The sequence below is a fragment of the Acinetobacter sp. Leaf130 genome, assembly GCF_001423205.1.
Lineage (GTDB): Bacteria > Pseudomonadota > Gammaproteobacteria > Pseudomonadales > Moraxellaceae > Acinetobacter > Acinetobacter calcoaceticus.
In genome coordinates this window covers 104,401-123,417 of sequence record NZ_LMOE01000009.1, presented here as the reverse complement: position 1 = coordinate 123,417, position 19,017 = coordinate 104,401, and the positions used below count along the sequence as shown (strand labels likewise).

Annotated in this window: 14 protein-coding genes and 1 pseudogene; 12 read left to right on the top strand and 3 right to left on the bottom strand. The window is 40.2% G+C overall.

Annotation, left to right across the window (positions count from 1 at the left end; all coding sequences use genetic code 11):
* Window positions 1–81: 81 nt before the first annotated feature.
* The 6 genes from ASF86_RS17625 to galE all read left to right on the top strand — a co-directional run bounded on the left by ASF86_RS17625 (window position 82) and on the right by galE (window position 8,216).
* Window positions 82–1,257 carry a DegT/DnrJ/EryC1/StrS family aminotransferase gene (locus ASF86_RS17625; protein WP_056484108.1) on the top strand — a complete coding sequence of 392 codons (1,176 nt, stop codon included), beginning with the start codon at window positions 82–84 and terminating at the stop codon, window positions 1,255–1,257.
* 141 nt (window positions 1,258–1,398) lie between these two features.
* Window positions 1,399–3,273, top strand: a complete 1,875-nt coding sequence (locus ASF86_RS17620; protein WP_056484105.1) for a polysaccharide biosynthesis protein — start codon at window positions 1,399–1,401, stop codon at window positions 3,271–3,273.
* 11 nt (window positions 3,274–3,284) lie between these two features.
* Window positions 3,285–4,160 (top strand): UTP--glucose-1-phosphate uridylyltransferase GalU, encoded by an 876-nt coding sequence (gene galU, locus ASF86_RS17615; RefSeq protein WP_056484102.1) that lies wholly within the window; start codon window positions 3,285–3,287, stop codon window positions 4,158–4,160.
* Window positions 4,161–4,277: 117 nt separating this feature from the next.
* Window positions 4,278–5,540, top strand: a complete 1,263-nt coding sequence (locus tag ASF86_RS17610; RefSeq protein ID WP_056484099.1) for a nucleotide sugar dehydrogenase — start codon at window positions 4,278–4,280, stop codon at window positions 5,538–5,540.
* Window positions 5,537–7,207 (top strand): glucose-6-phosphate isomerase, encoded by a 1,671-nt coding sequence (gene pgi / locus ASF86_RS17605; RefSeq protein ID WP_056484096.1) that lies wholly within the window; start codon window positions 5,537–5,539, stop codon window positions 7,205–7,207. The genes ASF86_RS17610 and pgi overlap by 4 nt, the downstream gene beginning before the upstream one ends.
* On the top strand, window positions 7,200–8,216 hold the full coding sequence (galE, locus tag ASF86_RS17600) for a UDP-glucose 4-epimerase GalE (RefSeq protein WP_056484093.1): 1,017 nt from the start codon (window positions 7,200–7,202) through the stop codon (window positions 8,214–8,216). The genes pgi and galE overlap by 8 nt, the downstream gene beginning before the upstream one ends.
* 43 nt (window positions 8,217–8,259) lie before the next feature.
* On the opposite strand, the gene ASF86_RS17595 is transcribed toward galE, so the two are convergent.
* A complete protein-coding gene (locus ASF86_RS17595) occupies window positions 8,260–9,630 on the bottom strand; it encodes a phosphomannomutase/phosphoglucomutase (RefSeq protein WP_056484090.1) in 1,371 nt (456 codons plus the stop codon).
* 376 nt (window positions 9,631–10,006) lie between these two features.
* Between ASF86_RS17595 and lldP the strand changes: the two genes are divergently transcribed.
* The 4 genes from lldP (at window position 10,007) to dld (ending at window position 15,598) form a co-directional block, all read left to right on the top strand.
* Window positions 10,007–11,674 carry an L-lactate permease gene (gene lldP / locus ASF86_RS17590; protein WP_171252352.1) on the top strand — a complete coding sequence of 556 codons (1,668 nt, stop codon included), beginning with the start codon at window positions 10,007–10,009 and terminating at the stop codon, window positions 11,672–11,674.
* A gap of 19 nt (window positions 11,675–11,693) precedes the next feature.
* Entirely contained in the window at window positions 11,694–12,446 is a 753-nt protein-coding gene (gene lldR / locus ASF86_RS17585; RefSeq protein WP_056484086.1) for a transcriptional regulator LldR, read from the top strand.
* Window positions 12,443–13,594 carry an FMN-dependent L-lactate dehydrogenase LldD gene (gene lldD / locus ASF86_RS17580; protein ID WP_056484084.1) on the top strand — a complete coding sequence of 384 codons (1,152 nt, stop codon included), beginning with the start codon at window positions 12,443–12,445 and terminating at the stop codon, window positions 13,592–13,594. The genes lldR and lldD overlap by 4 nt, the downstream gene beginning before the upstream one ends.
* A gap of 297 nt (window positions 13,595–13,891) precedes the next feature.
* Window positions 13,892–15,598: a D-lactate dehydrogenase gene (dld, locus tag ASF86_RS17575; protein ID WP_056484081.1), complete on the top strand. Its 1,707-nt coding sequence runs from the start codon at window positions 13,892–13,894 to the stop codon at window positions 15,596–15,598.
* 50 nt (window positions 15,599–15,648) lie between these two features.
* Here dld and ASF86_RS17570 read toward each other — a convergent pair whose 3' ends face one another.
* Both ASF86_RS17570 and ASF86_RS19490 read right to left on the bottom strand, forming a co-directional pair.
* The gene (locus ASF86_RS17570) at window positions 15,649–16,863 is read right to left on the bottom strand and encodes an aromatic amino acid transaminase (protein WP_003655711.1); all 1,215 of its coding nucleotides are present in this window, start codon (window positions 16,861–16,863) and stop codon (window positions 15,649–15,651) included.
* A gap of 335 nt (window positions 16,864–17,198) precedes the next feature.
* Window positions 17,199–17,333: pseudogene (locus tag ASF86_RS19490) on the bottom strand (hypothetical protein).
* Window positions 17,334–17,378: 45 nt separating this feature from the next.
* Here ASF86_RS19490 and ASF86_RS17565 point away from each other — a divergent pair.
* Window positions 17,379–18,089 carry a GntR family transcriptional regulator gene (locus tag ASF86_RS17565; protein ID WP_003655709.1) on the top strand — a complete coding sequence of 237 codons (711 nt, stop codon included), beginning with the start codon at window positions 17,379–17,381 and terminating at the stop codon, window positions 18,087–18,089.
* A complete protein-coding gene (prpB, locus tag ASF86_RS17560; protein WP_003655707.1) occupies window positions 18,082–18,966 on the top strand; it encodes a methylisocitrate lyase in 885 nt (294 codons plus the stop codon). Before ASF86_RS17565 ends, prpB begins: the two co-directional genes overlap by 8 nt.
* Window positions 18,967–19,017 lie beyond the last annotated feature (51 nt).

Here is a 19,017-nt window from a genome sequence, read left to right as displayed (position 1 = left end):
TCTTTCATTTATTTTTATAGTCTAAATATATTCGTAAATAAAATTATCATTTAGTTAATGATAGACGAAAGGAAAAACGAAATGTTAAACACTGCATTTGAACCATGGCCAAGTTTTACAACAGAAGAAGCTGACGCAGTCAAAAATGTATTACTATCAAATAAAGTAAATTATTGGACTGGTCAAGAATGTAGAATTTTTGAAAAAGAATTTGCCGAATTTTCTGGTACAAAATATGCGGTAGCTTTGGCAAATGGTACCGTGGCACTAGATGTTGCATTAAAAGCTTTAGACATTGGTGTCGGTGATGATGTGATTGTGACATCTCGTACTTTTCTTGCTTCAGCGAGTTCCATTGTAACTGCGGGCGCTAATCCTGTTTTTGCCGATGTAGAATTAGATTCTCAGAATATTTCACGACGTACGATTGAAGCTGTAATTACACCAAATACGAAAGCGATTATTTGTGTACATTTAGCTGGTTGGATGTGCGATATGGATCCGATTATGCAACTTGCAGCTGAGCGTGGTATCTATGTTATTGAAGATTGCGCACAGGCTCATGGTGCAAAATATAAAGGTAAAGCTGCAGGATCAATCGGTCATATTTCTGCTTGGTCTTTTTGCCAAGATAAAATTATGACAACTGGTGGTGAGGGCGGGATGGTCACCACAAATGATGAGGCGCTTTGGAAAAAAATGTGGTCATATAAAGACCATGGTAAAAGCTACGACAGTATTTATAATAAACAACATCCTCCAGGTTTCCGCTGGTTGCATGACTCATTTGGTACTAACTGGCGCATGATGGAAATGCAAGCAGTTATTGGTAGAATTCAGTTAACACGTATGACTGAATGGACACAAAAGCGTACTGAAAATGCAGAAAAGATTTTAAAAGCGTTTGAAAATTCTCCTTACTTTAACGTTCATATCGCTTCAGATGATTATGTTCATGCGCATTATAAATGTTATGTGCAAGTAAATTTAGAGGCATTACCAGATGGCTGGTCACGTGATCGTATAATGCAAGAAATTAATGCTCAAGATGTACCTTGCTTTAGTGGCTCTTGTTCAGAAGTTTATTTAGAGCATGCTTTCGATGACACCTCATGGCGTCCAGAAAAACGTCTGGAAAATGCGCAGAAATTAGGTGAAACAAGCTTAATGTTCTTGGTACATCCTACTTTGAGCCAAGATAGTATAGAAAAAACAATTAGTGCAATTAATGTTGTTAGTAGAGCTATACAATCATAAAAATGTGAAGCTATTCACATAGCTTTCTTTTAAATTATGATCTGATTTAAAGTTATGTAACCGCTGCGTAAATTTTATTTCTAGTTATATGAGAAATGAGTATAAATATCGCACGGTTACTAGAACGATTAGAAGAGTATTGTGAAAAAGATTATTTATCAGTTTGCGTCTGCCCCAAGACTCACCAAACAATGTTTTTTGGTTCTTGTAGACCTTTTTGCGTTTCCTGTTATTTTGTGGCTATGTTATGCCATTCGACTGTTTGATTTAGGTGCTGAAGTTATCCCAGGGATTAACTATGGAGTAGCAATCGTTACTATCGTTGCTATTTTAAGTTTAATGGTAACTGGGGTATATCGCTTTATTGTTCGTACTTTTAACGAAGCCTTTATTGCAAAATTAGCGCTTGCTGTTGCACTGATGGTAGTTGTTTTATATGGCCTAAATGCATTCTCGGCAGCTTTTGTTCCAACATCAATTCCATTGATGTTTGGTTTCTTAATGTTTAGTTGGGTTTGGTGTAGCCGTGCATTTATCCGATTTATTGTAAAGTCTGCATTACTCACAGGGGAAGAGAGAAAGCGTATAGCAATTTATGGTGCAGGTGATGCTGGTCAGCAAATTGCAGCTGTGCTTTATCGTTCTGGCAACCATTTACCTGTTTTCTTCATTGATGATAATAGTTCTTTGCAAGACCATATGGTTGGCGGTTTGAAAGTACTATCTTTAGAAAAAGCTTTACAACGTTTTGAAAAATATAAAACTGATGAAATTTTATTAGCATTACCTTCAGTAGGTCGCGTACGCAAAAGTGAAATTATTCAACAGTTAGAACCTGCACATCTTAAAATTACGGAACTTCCTGGCCTTACTCAGCTGGTTGATGGTGAACTAAAAGTTGCTGATATTCGTGAAGTAGACATTGTTGATTTATTGGGACGTGACCCAGTACCACCTGTAGATCATCTACTTGCAAAAAATATTCATAATAAAATCGTAATGGTAACAGGTGCCGGCGGTTCTATTGGCTCGGAGTTATGTCGACAAATTATTAAAAATCAACCTAAAATGTTGATCATTTATGAAATTACGGAATTTGCTCTTTACAGTATAGATAGAGAATTACGTCTAAGCGCTCAATGTGAAATTGTTCCAATTTTAGGTACGGTTCAGGATCAACAAAAATTAGAGCGTATTATTGAGCAATATAGCGTACAGACTGTTTATCATGCCGCTGCCTATAAACATGTACCTTTAGTAGAATGTAACCCGATTGCTGGCCTCAAGAACAATGCGATTGGAACAGCGAATAGTTTAAATGCAGCTGTGAAAAAGGGTGTTGAGACATTCGTTTTAATTTCGACTGATAAAGCAGTACGTCCAACCAATGTTATGGGTGCATCAAAACGCATGGCCGAACTTTATTGTCAGGCAATGGCTGAAGCCCAAAAGCAGACTCAAATTAGTATTGTACGTTTTGGTAATGTATTAGGGTCTTCAGGCTCTGTAGTTCCCTTATTTAAAAATCAGATTGCAAAAGGTGGTCCTATTACTGTGACCCATCCAGATGTAACGCGCTACTTCATGACCATTCCTGAAGCATCTCAGTTAGTTATTCAAGCTGGTGCTCTAGGTAAAGGTGGAGATGTCTTTTTACTTGATATGGGTGAACCTGTCCGTATTCAGGATTTAGCTCGACAAATGATTTCTTTAAGTGGTTTAACTGTGCGTGAACATGATTCAGAGCAAGGGGATATCGCAATTCACTACAGCGGATTACGCCCAGGTGAAAAACTTTATGAAGAATTATTAATTGATCAAGAAAATACTGAATATACCGAGCACAGTAGAATTCTTCGATCATTTGAAAAGTTTTATCCTCTTACAGAGATTCAAGAGGTTTTTGAGCGGGTTAATAATATGACTGCTGTTCAAAAAGATATTGATTGGGCTCTTTGTCAACTCGAACACTATGTCGATGGTTATAAACGTAGTAAAGATATTATGGTTAATTAGAGAGTGAATGTGTGATTAAAAAGGCAGTTTTACCGGTAGCTGGATTAGGTACACGTTTTTTACCAGCAAGTAAGTCAATTCCCAAAGAAATGGTCACAGTGGTAGATCGTCCTGCAATTGAATATGTAGTGCGTGAAGCTGTAGAGGCTGGAATTGAGCAAATTATTTTGGTCACTCATTCATCTAAGGCATCAATTGAAAATTATTTTGATCGAAACTTTGAACTAGAAACGACTCTAGAGCAAAAGAAAAAGTTCGATTTACTTGAAGAAATTACACAGATTATTCCATCTCATGTGAGTGTGGTAAGTGTAAGGCAGCCTCAACCTTTGGGTTTGGGGCATGCTGTTTTATGTGCAAAAAGTATTGTTGGGCAAGATGATTTTGCTGTGTTGTTACCAGATGTATTGGTTCAAGATAACTCAGGGAAAAATGATCTATCGCGTATGATTTCACGCTATGAATCAAGTCAAGCTGCTCAAATCATGGTTGAGGCAGTACCAGACCATCTTGTAGATCAATATGGAATTGTTGATGTGAAGCAGAGCCTGAATGAGGGTGAAAGTATTGCTATGCAGGGAATTATCGAAAAACCTGCTATAGGTTCTGCACCTTCTAATTTATCCGTGGTGGGGCGTTATATTTTACCTGCTAAGATTATGCAGCTTTTGGAAAATACACCCAAAGGTGCGGGTAATGAAATACAGTTAACTGATGCGATCGCGATGCTTCAAGAAACTGATACCGTTGAAGCCTATCGGATGCAAGGCCAAACTTTTGACTGTGGCAGCAAGCTTGGCTATTTGAAAGCTGTATTACACTATGGTGTTGCACACCCTAAGTTAGGATTGGAATTTAAACAGCTGATTCAAGAACTTAAATTATAAAGTTTTGTAGTTCTGCTTAAGCATTTGTAAAAACTACTGAATATAGTAGCTGAGCAGTATATTCTCTTCCTGTAAAGGGAAGAGAAATCTATAAAATACGAAAAAATCAGGTGTGCAATGAAAATCGCAGTATTTGGAACAACGTTACATGCCGGCGTGATGGCAGCGTTATTAGCTGAATATGGTAATCAAATTTACTGGTGTACAAGTGTCACCTGTGAAGAAAATATTTCTGTACTTTCTTATCAAGATCAAGACGTAAATAATTATTTAAATAAGCAGCGAAAAGCGGGTTTCTTAAAAGAGAGCCCTTTTTCTGAGATTCCTTTAGATATTGAAGTTTATTTATTCTGTTTTAGCCCAACACAAATTGAACTTGCATTAAAAACGGTTGAAAAATTGAGTGAAAGACCAATTGTTCACCCACGGTTAATGATTAATGGTTCTACTTTTGGTTTGCACGGTACAGAAAAATTAAAACAGCATTTGCCAAAAGATGAGTGGGTTTACTTTCCTGATGTGATTCAGGAAGGTAATGCTATTAATAGTGTATTGAATGTAAAACATGTCATTATCGGTGTGGAATCTAGAGATGCAAGTGAAACTATGCAGGAATTATTGCGTCCTTTTTTCCAATTTAGTTACCAATATTTATTTATGCCGATTTTAGATGCTGAGTTCACTAAACTCAGTATTTCAGGCATGTTGGCTACCCGCATTAGTTATATGAATGACTTGGCTATGGTCGCTGAAAAGTTAGGCATTGATATTGCGAATGTAAAGCATGGTATAGCTGCTGACACACGTATTGGCGCTGCATACTTATCACCAGGCGTAGGATTTGGCGGTGAGAATTTTTCGCATGATATTTTAACACTTTCGAGCACTGTGTCTGAAACTGGAACAAAAAGCCGCCTTCTGGAGCAAGTTTGGGCTATTAATGAGCAGCAGAAAGAAATTTTATTCCGTAAGTTATGGAATTATTATCACTGTAGCCTAAATGGCAAAACAGTTGCGATTTGGGGTGCTTCTTTTAAAGAAAATACTTCGAATATACACAATTCACCGATTCATATTTTATTAGCTGCATTATGGGCACAAGGTGTAATAGTACGCCTACATGACCCTCAAGCTTTAGATGAAATAGCAGCAGCTTATGGGCATCGTGAAGATTTAATTTTATGTACTGATCAATATGAGGCGGTACGAGATGCGCATGCACTATGTCTAGTTACTGCATGGAAGCAATATTGGAGTCCTGACTTTAAGCAACTACAACAATTAATGAAGCATCCTTTAATTTTAGATGGGCGTAATATTTATGATCCTGCTTATGTAAAGGCGAAAGGTTTTGCTTATGAAGGAGTAGGTCGCTTATGAGTAAATCAATTGAGCAATTTCCAAAGGAATTAATCTCGCCTTTAACTTATCTGCAAACTTTAGGTGGAAAAAACTCGAAATTACATATAAAAGAGCTATTTGCTTTAGAGCCTGATCGTTTTCAAAATTATTCTATAAAATTTGATCAATTATTTTTTGATTATAGTAAGCATCGCTTAACCAAAGATATTTTAGAACAATTAGTAGCTCTTGCGAATACTAAAAACTTAACTGAATGGGTTAATCGCCTTTTTTCACAAGCTAAAATTAACTGTACTGAGCAACGTGAAGCAATGCACTGGGCATTGCGTTTACCGGCTGACTATTCAAAGTTTCCAGACTTAACAGAACAAGTTCATAGCCAGTTACAACGTATGTATGCCTTAGTGGAAAAAATCCATGCAGGGCAATATCGTGGCTCAACTGGTGAAGTGATTCAAGACGTTGTTAATATTGGGGTGGGTGGTTCTGATTTAGGACCGCAAATGGTTACTCATGCGTTGTCTGATTTTAAGGTGAAAACAGCTAAGCCTTTAAATGTTCACTTTGTTTCGACTATGGATGGTAGTCAGTTATCTGAGTTACTCCATCAACTTCGTCCTGAAACAACATTATTCATTATTTCATCTAAGTCTTTTGGTACGATTGATACCTTATCAAATGCACAAACAGTTCGTCAGTGGCTTGAAAAAGCCTTAGGAACACATGCTCGTGTATTAAAAAGTCACTTTATTGGTATATCTACAAAAGCTGACAAAATGTCAGAATGGGGAATCGCGCCTGAAAACCAGTTACTGCTTTGGGATTGGGTGGGTGGACGTTATTCTCTATGGTCTTGTATAGGATTGCCTATAGCATTGACGATTGGTGTGGAAGGCTTCCAGCAACTTTTAGCAGGGGCTTATGCCGTCGATGAGCATTTTCAAAATACGAGTTTTGATCAAAATATTCCGGTTTTAATGGCCCTGTTAGGAATCTGGAATAATAACTTTTTAAATATTCAGACCCATGCCGTATTACCCTATGATGGACGATTAAAGTATTTTGCAGCCTATTTGCAACAGCTAGAAATGGAATCTAATGGGAAGTCAGTACAGCGCAATGGCCTAAAAGTTGAGCTTGATACTTGTCCTATTATATGGGGGGAGGTTGGACCAAATGCTCAACATGCCTTCTATCAATTGTTACACCAAGGAACGCAAGCTGTAAGTTGTGACTTTATTGCCCCGGTCCAACGTTATAATGCAGATCATTTTACCTATGTGGAAAATGCAGAAGCTCTGGTCGAACAACATCATCTTGCACTTTCAAACTGTTTAGCACAATCGAGATTACTAGCCTTTGGTAATGAAGCTTTAGACTCGACTGAATTAGAGAATTTACCAATTTATAAGCAATATGAAGGTAATCAACCAAGTTCTACATTATTATTGAAAGAATTAAATCCCTATAGTTTAGGAATGTTGATTGCTTTATATGAGCATAAAGTTTTTGTGCAGTCTGTGATCTGGAATATTAATCCATTTGATCAGTGGGGAGTTGAGAAAGGTAAGCAGATTGCTGATCAGCTACTTCCGATTTTAAACGGTGTTCAAAATGACCTTTCAACACTTGATGCTTCAACGCGTGGATTAATTAAAATATTGTTAGGAAAAGTAGATGGCTAAAATTCTAGTCACTGGTGGTGCAGGTTATATTGGTTCACACACATGTGTTGAGCTTTTGCAGGCTGGTCATGAAGTTATCGTTTTTGATAACCTTTCGAATAGTTCAGAAGAATCTCTAAATAGAGTTCAAGATATCGCTCAAAAAAGTTTAACTTTTGTACAGGGCGATATTCGTAATGCAGATGAGCTTGATCGTGTTTTTCAGAGCCATTCAATTGACGCTGTGATCCACTTCGCGGGTTTAAAAGCCGTAGGTGAAAGCCAAGAAAAACCGCTCATTTATTTTGATAATAATATTGCGGGTAGCATTCAACTGGTTAACTCGATGGAAAAGGCTGGTGTTTATACACTTGTATTTAGCTCCTCTGCCACGGTGTATGACGAAGCTAATATATCGCCATTAAATGAAGACATGCCAACAGGTATGCCAAGTAACAACTATGGTTATACTAAGTTGATTGTTGAACAATTATTGCAAAAGTTGTCAGCGTCTAATCCAGAATGGTCAATCGCATTGCTTCGTTATTTTAACCCAGTCGGTGCACATAAGAGTGGACGTATTGGTGAAGATCCACAAGGTATTCCAAATAATTTAATGCCGTATGTGACTCAAGTTGCTGTGGGTCGCCGTGAAAAATTGTCCATTTATGGCAATGACTATGACACAGTAGATGGCACTGGTGTACGTGATTATATTCATGTGGTTGACTTGGCGAATGCGCATTTGTGTGCTCTAAATAACCGTTTACAGTCGAAGGGTTGCCGAGCATGGAATATCGGCACAGGTAATGGTTCATCTGTTTTGCAAGTTAAAGACACCTTTGAACAAGTTAATGGCATACCTGTAGCCTTTGAGTTTGTAGCACGTCGAGCTGGCGATGTTGCGACTTCTTTTTCAGACAATAGCCGTGCAGTTGCTGAGTTGGGTTGGCAACCGCAATATAGTTTAGAGGATATGCTCAAGGATAGTTGGAATTGGCAGAAGCAGAATCCTAATGGATATAATTAAATACCAATAAAAAAGGAGCGAATCGCTCCTTTTTTATTATGGATTAGCCTTGAATCAATCCTGTCAACTCATCTACATAATGCTGCATTGGCTGAGCTTGACGGTCTGCACGGCTTTCAATGTTGAGACGTAGTAAAGGCTCGGTGTTTGAAGCACGTACATTAAAACGCCATGCGCCAAAGTCGAGGCTTACACCATCGGTACGGTCAATTTGTGGGTTTTGATCAGCATAGAAATCGAAAATCTTTTGAATAGTGGTCTGTGTATCAGCCACTTTAAAGTTGATTTCACCGCTACAAGGGAATTTGGCAATCATATTTTCAACGAGGGTAGAAAGAGATTGTCCAGTTTCAGAGAGTAGGGCAATGGTGAGTAACCACGGAATCATGCCACTGTCGCAGTAAGCAAAGTCACGGAAGTAGTGATGAGCACTCATTTCGCCGCCATATACGGCATTGTGTTCACGCATTACATCTTTAATAAAGGCATGACCAGACTTTGACTGTACGGCAATGCCTTTGTATTCATCGACAATATCAAACGTATTCCACACTAAACGTGGGTCATGAACAATTTTTTCGCCAGGTTGCTTAATCAAGAAAGCTTGAGCCAATAGGCCAACAATATAGTAGCCCTCAATGAACTGACCCTTTTCATCAAACAAGAAGCAGCGGTCAAAGTCGCCGTCCCAAGCAATACCCATATCTGCTTGATGTTCAAGTACAGCATTACGGGTACTGTCCCGGTTTTCAATTAAAATTGGGTTAGGAATCCCATTTGGGAAGGTACCGTCTGCTTCATGGTGAATTTTGATAAATTCGACAGGAATATTGAGCGCTTTAAATTTTGCTTCAATGGCATCAATGACGTGGCCAGCCGCACCATTACCCGCGTTTACCACTAACTTTAACGGGCGAATTTTTGCAGGTTCAATGTAGGTGATTAAGTGGTCAACGAACTCAGGTAAAATGTTATAACTTTGAGTTGTGCCTTTTTGGCTAACTTCTTCAAAGTGATTGGTTTCTGCTAAAGCTTGAATTTCTTTTAAACCCGTATCTGCACTAATTGGACGAGCATTTTCTCGAACCAATTTCATACCGTTATAGTCCATTGGGTTATGACTAGCGGTAACTTCAATACCACCTTGTACATCTAAATGAAAAGCGGCGAAGTAAACTTCTTCAGTCCCTGTCATGCCTAAGTCAAGCACATTCACACCAGCATCATTTAGGCCGCGAATGGTCGCTTGTTTTAAAGACTCACTACTTAGACGAATATCACAACCTACAACTACAGTCTTTGGTTTATAGATTTGTCCGTAAGCGCGGCCAATTTTATAGGCAATTTCTTCATTCAATTCGGTGCCGAGTTTACCTCGGATATCATAGGCTTTAAAACACGTTAAAGTAGTCATTATTCAGTTCAATACAAATGATTTGAGTTTTGAGCATTATTATACATTTCTCAATAAATGGTTATGTTTATAGTTTTTATATTCAAGTTCTACGCTTCATTTCTGTAGTTTATATTTAAGTTTATAAGAAAGTATTTTTACGACTTTAGTCTAATAAATAAATTTATGAATTAGAAATAGCTTGATTTTACTTGGTACTATTGGTCATACCAATTGTGGTGATTATTTAATGCTTGAACTTGCTAATGCTCGTGTTTATGATGTGATCTGTGGTTTAAGGAATAACATTTGCATGTAAATTTTAATTGGTCATACCAATTGTGCTAAATGTTTAAAATTTTAAGGTACAAAAAAATCGCCCCAGCATTTCAAGGAGATGACAATGCTCAATATGTGGCAACAACTTTATGACCCTTTAAATAATATTTGGCTGTCCAGTGCGGTTGCATTAATCCCGATTATTTTCTTCTTTTTGGCCTTGGCGGTTTTTCGTTTAAAAGGCAGTATTGCGGGTACGGGCACAGTCATTATTGCATTGTTGATCGCTCTCTTTTTCTATCAAATGCCGGGTCAAATGGCCTTTGCATCCATTATTTATGGTTTCTTCTACGGTCTATGGCCAATTTCATGGATTATTATTGGGGCAGTCTTTCTATATAAAATTTCGGTAAAAACAGGCCAGTTTGAGGTGATTCGCTCAAGCATTTTGTCAATTACTGAAGATCAGCGCCTACAAATGTTACTGGTTGGCTTTGCTTTTGGTACGTTCCTTGAAGGTGCTGCCGGTTTTGGTGCTCCTGTCGCAATTACCGCTGCACTACTCGTTGGTTTAGGTTTTAAACCACTTTACGCTGCCGGTTTATGTTTGATTGTGAATACGGCGCCAGTTGCATTTGGTGCGATGGGTATTCCAATTATTGTGGCGGGGCAGGTTTCTGGTGTAGATACCATGGAAATTAGCCAGATGGTTGGACGTCAGTTGCCGTTTTTAACGCTGATTGTGCTGTTCTGGATCATGGCAATTATGGATGGCTGGCGTGGTGTTAAGGAAACTTGGCCTGCGGTGTTGGTGGGTGGAGGTGCTTTTGCGATTGCACAATATCTAACATCTAACTTTATTGGTCCTGAATTACCTGATATTACAGCGGCAATTGCTTCATTGGTCAGCCTGACTGTGTTGTTCCGTTTCTGGAAACCAAAACATATTTTCCGTTTTGAACCTGAAGCTGGTCAAACGCTAACTCAACAACCTACAACAATTCAACGTTATAGCATTGGAAAAATTGCTAAGGCGTGGTCTCCATTTGCGATCTTAACAGTGATGGTAACCATCTGGAGTGTTAAGCCATTTAAAGCATTATTTGCAAAAGATGGGGCACTGGAACATTTAATTTTTAAACTTGAAGTGCCGTATTTGCATAAATTGGTCGAAAAAATGCCGCCGATTGTGGCAGAGATGAAGCCATATGAAGCGATTTATAAGTTTGACTGGTTCTCTGCGACAGGTACTGCAATTTTTATTGCTGCAATCATCACCGCTATTTTCTTGAAAATGAAAGCGAGTGAGGCAGTAACGACCTTTGGTGAAACACTAAATGAGTTAAAAACACCAATTTATTCAATTGGTATGGTGTTAGCTTTTGCTTTTATTGCGAACTATTCAGGTTTATCTGCAACTTTAGCTTTGGCTCTATCGCATACGGGTCATGCTTTTACTTTCTTCTCGCCATTCTTAGGTTGGCTTGGTGTTTTCCTTACGGGTTCAGATACATCTTCGAATGCTTTGTTCTCCGCATTACAAGCAACTACTGCTCAGCAGATTGGTATTCCGGAAGTATTGCTTGTAGCAGCGAATACCAGTGGTGGTGTGACAGGTAAGATGATTTCTCCCCAGTCAATTGCAATTGCTTGTGCAGCAGTAGGCTTGGTTGGAAAAGAATCTGACTTATTCCGTTTCACGGTAAAACATAGCATCATATTCACTGTCTTTGTTGGCATCATTATTACGGTTCAGGCTTATCTTGTTCCGTGGATGATTCCATAACTCCAGTGAAGGAAACGCGATGAGAATCTCCGATCAAGTGGTCATGAAATTGCAGGCATTAATTGAAGAGCGTCACATGAGAAAAGGTGACCGTTTGCCTGCCGAGCGCCAGCTTGCAACTAGCTTGGGGGTTTCTCGTCCTTCTTTGCGTGAAGCGATTCAACAGCTCAATAGTCAAGGTGTGCTTATTAGCCGTCGGGGTGATGGTACTTATATTCAACAGTTACCTGAACAGTGGCCACAGCAACTCATTGTGAACCCGATTAGCAACTTGATTGAAGAAGATCCACTCTACCGTTTTGATGTGCAAGAGGCGCGGTTATTACTTGAGGGGGGGACTGCGTGGTATGCCGCATTACGTTCAACACCCGAAGACCGCGCCAAAATTCATCATTATTTTAATGAAATTAGTCACCATCAAAATGCGGGTGACTCAGCGCAGGCTGCGGTGGCGGATGCTGAATTCCACTTGGCGATTGCAGAAGCATCGCACAATGTGGTGCTGATTCAAATGATGCGTAGCCTGTTTGATTTACTGCAATACAACGTCTTGTTGGGACGTAAAAAAGTTTATAACGACCCCGTAAATGGTGACTTGCTGAGTGAACAGCATTTTCAGGTCATGGATGCGATCGATCGTAAAGATCCCGAGGCCGCACGCCAAGCTGTCTGCGGTCATATTGAATTTGTGATTAATCATGTGCGTTCTCTGGATGAAGACGAAGCTCGCCAGAAACGTGCAAACCGTTTAAATAGAGTTGATTCAAAATGATTATTTCTTCTGGCAATGATTATCGTGCCGCGGCACAGCGTCGCTTACCGCCGTTTTTATTTCATTACATTGATGGTGGAGCGTATTCGGAACATACCTTAAAGCGTAACGTACAAGATTTGTCAGAAATTGCATTGCGTCAACGTGTGCTCAATGACATGTCAGCGTTAAGTTTAGAGACAAAACTGTTTAATGAAACGTTGTCGATGCCGGTTGCGTTGGCTCCTGTTGGTTTAACAGGCATGTATGCGCGCCGTGGTGAAGTTCAAGCCGCGATGGCAGCCGATAAAAAGGGTATTCCATTTACGCTTTCAACGGTTTCAGTCTGTCCGATTGAAGAAGTTGCACCTGCAATTAGCCGACCAATGTGGTTCCAACTTTATGTATTACGTGACCGTGGTTTTATGCGTAATGCTTTGGAACGTGCAAAAGTGGCAGGCTGCTCAACACTGGTGTTTACGGTAGATATGCCTGTACCGGGTGCGCGTTACCGTGATGCACATTCGGGAATGAGTGGACCAAATGCAGCGATGCGTCGTTATATGCAGTCTATGTTCCATCCGCATTGGTCGTGGAATGTTGGTTTAATGGGTCGTCCGCACGACTTAGGTAATATCTCTAAATATTTAGGCAAACCGACTGGGCTTGAAGATTATATTGGCTGGTTGGGTTCAAACTTCGACCCATCTATTTCATGGAAAGACCTTGAGTGGATTCGTGAATTTTGGGATGGCCCAATGGTAATTAAAGGTATTTTAGACCCTGAAGATGCCAAAGATGCCGTGCGTTTTGGTGCTGATGGTATTGTGGTGTCGAACCATGGTGGTCGTCAGTTAGATGGCGTGATGTCATCTGCTCGTGCATTGCCTGCGATTGCTGATGCGGTGAAAGGTGATTTGGCGATTTTGGCCGACTCAGGCATTCGTAATGGTTTAGATGTGGTGCGTATGTTGGCTCTTGGTGCTGATACGGTTTTACTGGGTCGCGCATTTGTGTATGCCTTGGCAGCAGCAGGTGGGCAAGGTGTGTCGAACTTACTTGATTTGATTGATAAGGAAATGCGTGTTGCGATGACGCTCACGGGTGCTAAGTCGATTCAGGATATTAATGCGGATTGTTTAGTACAGGCGATGAAGCAAGGTTTTTAAGAAATAACTTTTTAAGTGAAGCAGTAAGCACAGCCTTAAAATTTGGTGATTTGCTAATGTTTTGCGTATAGGCATTTGTCACTTTTGAAAGGTCAAAAGTAACCAAAAACCTTTTGTTGAGCAAACCGTACTTCCTTGTACGGTTGCTCAACAGGCGGCATCCCTGCCGCCAACCGCGATAGTAAATATAGGGCTGATTCGAATTAGAGAATGAGCTAATTAAATTATAAATTACAAACGGTGAGACCCCGTCGTATTGGTCTAATTTGATAAATGGATGACCAAAAGGAAACCATCATGCAAACATTTTCTCCTCAAGTAGTGATTGAACGTTTACAGAATATTGTAGGGCGTTCACATGTTTTGACCGACGATCAAAGCACACGTCAGTACCGCCAAGGTCGTCGTTTTGGAGAGGGGAAAGTGCTTGCTGTAGTGGTGCCGGGAACATTGCTAGAGCAATGGCAAGTTTTGCAGGCTGCAATTGAGGCAGATTGTATTGTGATTATGCAGGCGGCAAATACGGGCCTCACTGGTGGTTCAACCCCGTATGGTGATGACTATGACCGTCCTGTTTTGGTCATGAGTACGCGCCGTTTAAAGGGAATTCAAGTCATTCATGGTGGTAAGCAGGTGATTTGTTTACCGGGTGCGACCTTAGATAATCTAGAGCAAATTTTAAAGGGCTATGATCGTGAACCACATTCGGTGATTGGCTCATCATGTATTGGCGCATCAGTACTCGGTGGTGTCTGTAACAACTCTGGCGGTGCATTGGTACGCCGTGGCCCTGCTTATACGGAACTGGCGCTCTATGCTCAGGTGAATGCCGCTGGTCAATTAGAACTGGTGAATCATTTGGGTGTGAATTTAGGCTCGACACCCGAAGAAATTTTGACTCGTTTAGAGAAGCAGCAATACCAAGCCGTAGATATTTTAGATGACAGTGAAAAGCAAGCCTCGGACCAGCGTTATGCCCACGATGTGACGCAAGTCGATGAAGATACACCTGCACGCTTTAATGCAGACCCGTCACGTTTGTTTGAGGCATCGGGTTCGGCAGGTAAAGTTTGTGTGTTTGCGGTACGCCTTGATACTTATGAAAAAGTAGAGAGCAATGTCTTTTATATAGGTACTAATGATGCCGATGATTTAACAGCGATTCGCCGTTACTTACTTACCTCTTTGCCAAGTCTACCGATTGCAGGTGAGTATATTCACCGCGATGCTTACTTGATTGGTGAAAAGTATGGAAAAGACACGTTCTTGTTCATTGAGAAATTCGGCACAGCGAATGTTCCAAAAGCCTTCGCCATGAAAGATAAAGTCGATGGCTTTTTAGAAAGATTTAAAATTAAAGGTTTAACGGATCATATTTTACAGGCCATTACTTTCTTTTTACCAAGCCATTTGCCAAAGCGTATGACGGAATATCGAGACCGTTTTGAGCATCATTTAGTTTTACGTGTTGAAAATAATTCGAAAGCCCAAACCGAGCAGTTTTTAAAAGAATATTTTGCAGTGCATCAGTCAGGTAGCTATTTCGTATGTAGCGAAGAGGAAGGGCGAAAGGCTTTCTTACACCGTTTTGCTATTGCAGGAGCTGCAATTCGTTATCGTGATACGCATCGTAGTGAAGTTGAAGATATTGTGGCGCTAGATATTGCTTTACGCCGTAATGACCGTGAGTGGGTAGAGCAACTGCCAGCCGAGATGGAAAAGAACATCATCCATAAACTCTATTATGGGCATTTCTTTTGCCATGTTTTCCATCAGGACTATATTCTTAAAAAAGGCCATGACCCATTAGAAATGGAACATCAAATGTGGAAATTACTCGATGCGCGCCGTGCTGAATATCCGGCAGAGCATAATGTCGGACATCTCTACATTGCCAAACCTGCATTAGCGAACTTTTACCAAAAACTGGACCCAACCAATAGTTTTAATGTGGGTATTGGGCACACCTCAAAACTGAAGTATTGGGGCAAAGCTAAATCTTAAGTTAGAGATATAAAAAAAGGCGCCGAAGCGCCTTTTCTTTTAAAGCTGTTTTATGCTGCTTCTGTTGATTTTGCAAGCACTTCGGCAACTGCTTTAGCAACAGTGTAAACATTGTTCATGTTTAAACCTGCTACACAAATACGGCCACTACGTACTAAGTAGATTGCATATTCTTCACGCAAAATATCAACTTGCTCAGCAGTTAGACCTGTGTAACTGAACATACCTTTTTGGTTTACAAGGTAGCTAAAGTCACGGTCGGGTAATGCTTTGGTGAGTTCATCTTTTAAGATGCTACGCATTTTAATAATACGTTCACGCATCTCTTTCACTTCACCTTGCCATTGTTGGTTAAGTTCAGCGTCATTTAACACTTCATCAACTAACCATGCACCTGTTGTAGGAGGGCTAGAGTAAATACGGCGTACAGTCGCTTTTAACTGACCGAATGTGCACTGAGCAGCTTCTGCATCGTCACATACGAAAGTTAAGCCGCCAACACGCTCGCCATATAAAGAGAAGATTTTAGAGAACGAGTTGCTCACAATGAAGTTTAGACCCGCTTGGTCTAAAGCACGGATTGCATACGCATCTTCTTCCATACCATCGCCAAAACCTTGGTAAGCGATGTCTAGGAAAGGAATAAGGTTACGATCTTTTAATACCGCAATCACTTGGTCCCATTGCGCTGGGTTTAAGTCAGCGCCTGTTGGGTTATGGCAGCATGGGTGCAATAAAACAATGCTTTGCTCAGGCAAAGTTTTAAGCGTAGACAACATACCGTCAAAATCTACACCACGAGTTTCGTTATCGAAGTATGGGTAGAAATGAGTCTTGATGCCAGCGCCATTGAAAATCGCAACGTGGTTATCCCAAGTTGGTTGGCTTACCCAAACATCTGAATTTGGGAAATAAGTTTTTAAAAAGTCAGCACCAACTTTCAATGCACCTGAACCACCAAGCGTTTGGATGGTTACAGCACGGCCCGCTTTAACTGCTGGGCTGTTTGCACCAAATAAAAGTGCTTGAATTGCTTCACGGTAAGGTTTGAAGCCTTCCATTGGCAAATAAAGTTTGGTTTTACCGTTCTTAGGCTCAATACGCTTTTGCGCCTCAATAATGGTCTCTAACTGAGGAACAATACTGTCTTCGTTATAGTAAAGACCAATACTCAAGTTTACTTTTTCAGAACGAGTATCAGCATTGAACTGTTCCATTAAAGAGAGAATTGGGTCGCCTGCGTATGGGGGGATATGTTGAAACATCAAAAAAGTCCTTTCATTCAACAATATGCATAGAGTTAAGTTTTTTCTGTCTCGAAAAATACATTACATCTATGTCGATGCTCAATAATGTACCAATAAAGCTACTGTGAAGCACCAGATAATTTCACTAATATCGATATTTTCCAGAAGAAACGATAAAAAAGATTTAAAAGAAATTACGGTAAATAGATACTAATTTATAACTCATGATTTCATTCCAACAGATTGTCTACAATCTTACTGTCATACATGGGTTGTAGACTAAAGTTTGAAACAAAAGTTTAGCGCCCAAAAAACACTTGGGAAAGAACCATAAAACTATAGATAAATTGATATTAAATCTTTGTTTTATAAATACTAATAGGTAGGTGGCGTAATAGTCTAAATATAAGGTGAAATAAGAGGTTAAGCTATAAAAATTGACCTGATGCGTTCTCTGAAGTGTCAACAATCACCTTGATTTTTTTCATTCATACCGCTATAAAAGCCATAATTGAGTAAAAATTGTCGACAATATGCAAGATTTGACCTTCGCACCAGAGCCTCTACAAAGTCAGGGTAGAACACTGACCGAGAATGTATTTAAACAAATACAGACGGCTATTGTTTTGGGTCAAATTCCGGCAGGTAGCAAAATATCTGAACCTGAACTGGCACGGACTTATGGCATTAGCCGTGGACCTTTGCGTGAAGCGATTCATCGTCTTGAAGGCCAAAAATTAGTTGAGCGCACTGCACATGTGGGCGCACGCGTGGTTTCGCTTTCACTGCAACAGTTTAAAGAGCTTTACCAAATTCGTGCTTCTTTAGAGGGCTTGGCTTGCAAACTTGCTGCACAGCATATTGATAAAAAGCAAATCTTGGCATTGCGTGATGTATTGCGTATGCATGCTGAAGATGAAAACTTTAAAGCAGGTAAAGGATATTACTTGCAAGAAGGGCAGGACGATTTTCACTACTGCATTATCAAAAGTAGTGGCAATAAAACCCTAGAAAAAATGTTGTGTGATGAGCTCTACCACCTCATCCGCATGTACCGAATTCAGTTTTCAAACACACCTGATCGACCGAGCAAAGCTTGGGACGAACATATCCGTATTTTAGATGCAATTGCAGAAGGCGATGGAGAACTTGCCGAGTTGCTGATGCATCGACATATCAATGCCTCTTACAAAATTATTGAGCAAACACTGCTACAAGCACAAGGAGAACATAACAATGGCTAAACAATCCGCAGGTCAGCTATTTCGCGATGCCGTAGCCCAAGAAAAGCCATTACAAGTGGTTGGAACCATCAACGCCAATCATGCACTTTTGGCAAAACGTGCAGGTTATAAAGCGATTTACTTATCAGGTGGTGGTGTAGCCGCTGGTTCTTTAGGCTTACCTGATTTGGGAATCAGTAACCTTGATGATGTGTTGACCGATGTACGCCGTATTACCGATGTATGTGATCTTCCATTATTGGTCGATGCTGACACAGGTTTTGGTGCTTCTGCATTTAACATTGCACGTACAACAAAAGCACTCATCAAGTTTGGTGCTGCGGCAATGCACATTGAAGACCAAGTGGGCGCAAAACGTTGTGGTCACCGTCCGAACAAAGCCATTGTGACTCAAGAAGAAATGGTTGACCGTATTAAAGCTGCGGTCGATGCGCGTGGTGATGACAGCTTTGTGATTATGGCACGTACCGATGCATTGGCAGTAGATGGTTTGCAAGCTGCAATTGACCGTGCAGGTGCCTACATTGAAGCGGGTGCAGACATGTTGTTCCCTGAAGCAATTACCGAGCTTGATATGTACAAGCAATTTGCTCAAACAACTGGCGCACCAATTTTGGCAAACATCACAGAGTTTGGTTCTACACCACTGTTTACCACTGAAGAGTTAGCATCTGCCGATGTAAGCCTTGCGCTTTATCCACTTTCTGCTTTCCGTGCGATGAACAAAGCAGCCGAAACTGTGTATGAAACCTTGCGTAAAGAAGGCACGCAAAAGAACGTGGTTGATATTATGCAAACGCGTAAAGAGTTATATGAACGCATTAATTACTATGCGTTTGAAGACTACTTAGACAACGCATTTGCTAAAAAGAAATAAGAAGTGAAAACGGTACGAATCCGTCGTGTTTAATAAATAAATTCAGATAGA

Bases quoted from the DNA above. Each gene is read 5' to 3' on its own strand.
- ASF86_RS17625 (WP_056484108.1), top strand. From the start codon at position 82: ATGTTAAACACTGCATTTGAACCATGGCCAAGTTTTACAACAGAAGAA.
- ASF86_RS17610 (WP_056484099.1), top strand. From the start codon at position 4,278: ATGAAAATCGCAGTATTTGGAACAACGTTACATGCCGGCGTGATGGCA.
- pgi (WP_056484096.1), top strand. From the start codon at position 5,537: ATGAGTAAATCAATTGAGCAATTTCCAAAGGAATTAATCTCGCCTTTA.
- galE (WP_056484093.1), top strand. From the start codon at position 7,200: ATGGCTAAAATTCTAGTCACTGGTGGTGCAGGTTATATTGGTTCACAC.
- ASF86_RS17595 (WP_056484090.1), bottom strand. From the start codon at position 9,630: ATGACTACTTTAACGTGTTTTAAAGCCTATGATATCCGAGGTAAACTC.
- lldP (WP_171252352.1), top strand. From the start codon at position 10,007: ATGACAATGCTCAATATGTGGCAACAACTTTATGACCCTTTAAATAAT.
- lldR (WP_056484086.1), top strand. From the start codon at position 11,694: ATGAGAATCTCCGATCAAGTGGTCATGAAATTGCAGGCATTAATTGAA.
- lldD (WP_056484084.1), top strand. From the start codon at position 12,443: ATGATTATTTCTTCTGGCAATGATTATCGTGCCGCGGCACAGCGTCGC.
- dld (WP_056484081.1), top strand. From the start codon at position 13,892: ATGCAAACATTTTCTCCTCAAGTAGTGATTGAACGTTTACAGAATATT.
- ASF86_RS17570 (WP_003655711.1), bottom strand. From the start codon at position 16,863: ATGTTTCAACATATCCCCCCATACGCAGGCGACCCAATTCTCTCTTTA.
- ASF86_RS17565 (WP_003655709.1), top strand. From the start codon at position 17,379: ATGCAAGATTTGACCTTCGCACCAGAGCCTCTACAAAGTCAGGGTAGA.
- prpB (WP_003655707.1), top strand. From the start codon at position 18,082: ATGGCTAAACAATCCGCAGGTCAGCTATTTCGCGATGCCGTAGCCCAA.